The following is a 3,333-nucleotide window of genomic DNA, read 5'->3' on the forward strand; positions in this document are numbered from 1 at the left end:
TGAGTATGTTTTCTGCAAATTACATTCTACAAGATAGGTGCCCTTTTTTGTATGCTTTTTTTGGATTTTATTGGTTAATCAACACGCATGATATTTTATATCATTTACTTCAGTTCCTAAGACAAGCCTTTTTTTCTCTTCAAACACATCAAAATAACTAAAGGTATTACCACTTAAAATATCAGATTTTCCCATAGTTTCCACTTTTTTATCATTCCTATTTTCAGTCTATTAAAAAATGCATTCAAAGAACGATCCACTATTGAACATTATCTGTATGACCAGAACCATTCTTGATATAAATCTATCCATTTAAAATTCTTATGTCCTTCATCCAATTTGATGCTAGCTAATGGCAGTATTACTTTTTTTCTACCCAACCTGCCTTCAACAAGAATTCCATAATTTTCGTCTACTTTCATCTCTTGGTCTAAATGAATACAGCTGACTTCAAATTCTGCGATTTCTAAAGGGCCAACTTCCTCTTCATATAACGCAGTAAAAGGAAATATCATATGTTGTAATAGATATTCATAAAAACTCATTAAAGTTGTCTCTTTTACATTGAGTAATTTGTCCATATAACTTGCTTTATATTTATTACCTCTCTCTAAACCGCTTATTCCTAATATTTGGGCAGCTTGAATTTCCCATTCTTCGATTTCAATCTGCTGATCATTCAAAATATCTTGAGGAACGATTAATCCATTTACTATTGAAAGGTTATTAAAAGGACTACCTTGAACAACTGACTCTATCGAGAAATTACTATCAAAATAGGTCATATTAAACATATCTCTAATTTTCTTCGACTTTTGCGAAGTCGTACTTTGCTTGGTGCCAAAATACTCAAAAATTTCTGTAGCAGACACATATGGTTGACTAGATTTATCAAATAAAAAATTAATCGTTCCCAAAGCATGGATTACTGCCGCAGCCCATATTTCAATACGGCCTGACAGGAATGGAATGTCTCTTTTTCTAGCCATTTTGTTTATTAATTTTTCAATTACTCCCTCATATTCTTCATTTAAAAATTGCTTACTAAACTCAATTGTTAATTTCAGTAATTCTGCCTTCTTTTCCTCTATCTTTTCTTTTGGTTTAGTCATACTCCACAACCTCTAATCTATTAGTCTGCTCTTAAAGTAGATTTTCTTAATTAATAGGAGAATTCGTTACCCTTTTCGTTATGACACTTTTTACATCTTTTCGGGTATGAAAGACCTTTTTTCTTATAAAATTGCTGCTCTCCCGTTGTAAAGGTAAATCGTTCTCCACATACCCAGCATTTTAAAAGTAGGTCATGCGGTTCAATACCCTCTAATGCTTCTTTGATAGATTCTGTTTTTTCCTTTACAACTGAATGATCAAACGGCTCTTTTCTATTTAATACATTTATAGTTGTTCGAATCTCATCTCTTACCTTTTTATAATCAACTTTCTCCCATAATTCTAGATAAGGGATAAGTCCTTGATCTCCGAATTCTTTAATCTTCTCAAGCAGCAATAGAATCATTTTCCTATTCCGATCCTTTAGATAGCTCATATCGGGATTTTGCTTTCCCTGCTTGACCCATTCCTTCCATTCATTTAAAAGTTCATCCGCACATTGATCGGACTCTATGTACCACCCCCGCTCTGTAAAAACAATCATTGGTAGTCTTCCATAATACTCAATATCTAGAAAATCATAATTGATCATCCAGTCAATTTTTTGCATAATTTCACCTAGATTTTCTGATTTATAATAACCATAGACAGGTCACTTATCCAGCTCCAGCTGTAATACTTTCTTCGCCCGTGAGCCCTTTAAGATTTTGGCAAGAAGTGTTCTTCCACCTTTAGCAATAATTTCATCAGCTGCTCTCAATATGACTTTTATTTCTTCATCAGATAATCGATCAAACTTAGATTTCATCAAAATGGTAAGTCCTCCTCATCAACCCAGTGATCAGAAACAATCAGTTTTTGTTGTTTTTTGGGCTTTCTTTTTAATTCTTCACTGGGGGCAGGCTTAAATGTAATGACCCTATTGAACTTCTCCTCATATAGTTCAAGAATCCATACTTTTACAGGTGCTTTCCATAGCTGATTAGGCGTGGGGATATTTTTAATTAAGCTCTTAGCTGTCATCCCCAACTCCTTAGCCATTTGTAGATCAGTCTCATTCAATTTGCATCGTTTTTTGGCCTCTGCCCAAGCTTGTGAATTCCTTTTTGCCACCAACACCAAATCCTTCTTTTTAGACAATAAATTGTGAAAGATATTCTGCAATATAACTCATTATCCTTTTGTCCACCCACTAAACTTTTAACATTTTTTATCTGTTCAGATTTTCAACTCCCACAACATTTCTTAAATTTCTTCCCGCTCCCACATGGGCAAAGATCGTTTCTCCCCACCTTTTGACGGGTTTGGAGACTAATGACCTCTCCTTTTTTATTGGGCAAAGGCGGTAATGCCTTCTTTTCCTGCGCGAATAGCTCTTCCGATGTATATCCCTTTAAATACCATTCCCTCGTATTATTCATAAGAAGAACAACGGCATCCATCAGTCTTTGCACTGCTTCTAAGCTTTCGAATGTCAGTTGAGTCTGTAAATATTGAAGAAGCTGACTAGGTTGATTGCCTAATTTCGCATGCATAATACAGTCCTCAACAAACTCCTTCGCCTCTTGTTTTGACATCCGATACTCTTTCGTAAATAGAGATAAAAGTTGAGAATAACCTTTTGGACACTCCACATAGTCCGCTTCACCTGCTTCAAGGAGCTGTTTCTTCGAGAATGGATAGTAATCAATATTCTTTCTAGATGCCTGCTCCTCTAAAATAACTAAAGGGTCTAGCACTTCCCAGTAAGAATAGCCATACCTGTTAATGTATATTTCTTGATAGTATTCCATCGCGTGAAATATAACCTGATTGAAGGCAAGGTAATCTGGGTGAATAGGCGTGTATTTCTCAACTAAATGCACTAACTCGTCATGCGGCACCGTTCCAAAATAATAGAGTAATCCGCGGGTAATCTTTATCCATTCCGTATTCCGCTTAACATCTGTAAGTATCGTTTCGTCTTGAATAATTTTCACTAGAGAAGGCAATAATTCCAAAGAGATCATGAGATTGGATTACCATTTTGAAAACTAGTAAACATAAAACCAGTTTTATGAGATACTCCATCTCCTCGATTTCTAGATTGTTTGCGCTCATAACTCCATTATTGGCAATGATATTTTTTCACTAGTGTTGCATTAATTTATTTTCACTATTAAAAATACTCAAAATGTTCAATTTTATTATTTTGTGCAAAGAAAAAGTCCTTTATAATGG

At 34.7% G+C, this 3,333-nt stretch carries 5 protein-coding genes and 1 pseudogene; all 6 read right to left on the reverse strand.

All coding sequences use genetic code 11. The features are described 5' to 3' along the window. Window positions 1-269: 269 nt before the first annotated feature. Window positions 270-1,112, reverse strand: a complete 843-nt coding sequence (locus AS180_RS23025) for a DUF6398 domain-containing protein (RefSeq protein WP_025910779.1) — start codon at window positions 1,110-1,112, stop codon at window positions 270-272. Window positions 1,113-1,162: 50 nt separating this feature from the next. After that, window positions 1,163-1,414: a zinc-ribbon domain-containing protein gene (locus AS180_RS23965; protein WP_258954148.1), complete on the reverse strand. Its 252-nt coding sequence runs from the start codon at window positions 1,412-1,414 to the stop codon at window positions 1,163-1,165. Continuing rightward, window positions 1,400-1,753, reverse strand: a pseudogene (locus AS180_RS23970) (RQC-minor-1 family DNA-binding protein); the annotation flags it as partial. The gene AS180_RS23965 and the pseudogene AS180_RS23970, both read right to left, overlap by 15 nt. 12 nt (window positions 1,754-1,765) lie before the next feature. After that, window positions 1,766-1,924 carry a hypothetical protein gene (locus tag AS180_RS23750; protein ID WP_226373014.1) on the reverse strand — a complete coding sequence of 53 codons (159 nt, stop codon included), beginning with the start codon at window positions 1,922-1,924 and terminating at the stop codon, window positions 1,766-1,768. After that, complete coding sequence (locus AS180_RS21065; RefSeq protein ID WP_226373015.1) at window positions 1,921-2,232, reverse strand: hypothetical protein; 312 nt, start codon at window positions 2,230-2,232, stop codon at window positions 1,921-1,923. Before AS180_RS21065 ends, AS180_RS23750 begins: the two co-directional genes overlap by 4 nt. A gap of 107 nt (window positions 2,233-2,339) precedes the next feature. After that, window positions 2,340-3,122, reverse strand: a complete 783-nt coding sequence (locus AS180_RS21070) for a YecA family protein (protein WP_226373016.1) — start codon at window positions 3,120-3,122, stop codon at window positions 2,340-2,342. Between the last annotated feature and the right edge of the window lie 211 nt (window positions 3,123-3,333).

The sequence above is a fragment of the Priestia veravalensis genome, assembly GCF_001457055.1.
In the GTDB taxonomy this organism is placed as follows: domain Bacteria; phylum Bacillota; class Bacilli; order Bacillales; family Bacillaceae_H; genus Priestia; species Priestia flexa.